At 58.5% G+C, this 1,129-nt stretch carries 1 protein-coding gene; it reads right to left on the reverse strand.

Going from position 1 to position 1,129, the window contains the following annotated elements:
* Positions 1 to 986: IS21 family transposase (gene istA / locus ACUY3D_RS12625; RefSeq protein WP_448241219.1), on the reverse strand; the 986-nt coding region annotated here is incomplete at its 3' end.
* Positions 987 to 1,129: the final 143 nt, after the last annotated feature.

A 1,129-nucleotide genomic window follows, 5' to 3' on the forward strand; every position in this document is an offset into this window, starting at 1 on the left:
TGTTGCCACGGGGTTGCCGGCAGGTCAGCAAGGAGATGCTGCTCGTGTGCTTCGAAGAGATCCCTGCGGCTTGACTGCTGACTGCGAAACGGCACGGAGGTGTTGATCGCATCGACTAAGCCCACAATCTTTCCGTTGAGCTCATCTAAGTCAACACACTGGTGGTCTTCAAGGGCGTGGATGATCTTGTGCGTGACGATCTTTACCGCAGCTTCCACATTTGCTTTATCCTTCGGCCGACGCGCGCGTGTGGGAAGTGCTGCTGTGTTGTAGTGCTCCAAGAACTGCTGGTAGGTGTCGTTGACCTTCCGATTCCTATCGGCAGTGCTGATTGCGTTTGATGCCGTCGACGCGTTATCGGGGACAACAACCTGGCAGACCCCACCGAAGTAGTCAAACGCTTGGCGGTGTGCATCAAGCCAGGACTGTTGCCGCTGGTCAACACACGCACAAGCAAACAGCATTCCTGAATACGGCAGCGAAGCGACGAAAATGCTGACTTTCGCACCCGGTGTGCCCGCAGGGTCGTACAGGCGCATCTTGTTCCCTGCCCAGTCCACCTGCATCGTATGCCCTGGTGCATGGGTGATCCGGGCGGTAAGCCCGGCCGCATCGACATGGGAGGCAACCAGCTGGCGGAACCGGTCGTAGCTGTAATGACGCTGGCCCGGCTGGGTGGGGGTGGTGGTGTAGCGAGCCCACAATACTTGCAGTGTCTGCTTCACACGCCCTGTGCGTGCTTTGACGACCGCGTCAAAGTCAATCGGGACGAACTCGCCTTGACCGCTGGTGCGTTTATCAACGAATATCTCGTCTAGCTCGTCATTCGTCAACGCCGCGACCTGCTGGGCAGTAGTCAGGCCAAGGCTTCGCAGCGCTTGGTTCGCTCGGGAAATCGCGCGGTGCGAGCACCCGAGCTGGTCTTCAATCTGGCGGTAAGAACGCTTCCTAATCAGCAGCGTCATCACCGCACGGTAATCCGTCATCAGCGGACTCCTTCCAGTACGCGCCGCACCCGAGTGGTGCGGCTACCGGAAGTATCACCCCGAGCGCCGCGAGCTGCTACCAGATACTCACTGAAGCGCTACCAGATAGTCACGACACTGCTACCAAATAGCCGGTCGCAACA

Source organism: Corynebacterium guaraldiae (assembly GCF_053480195.1).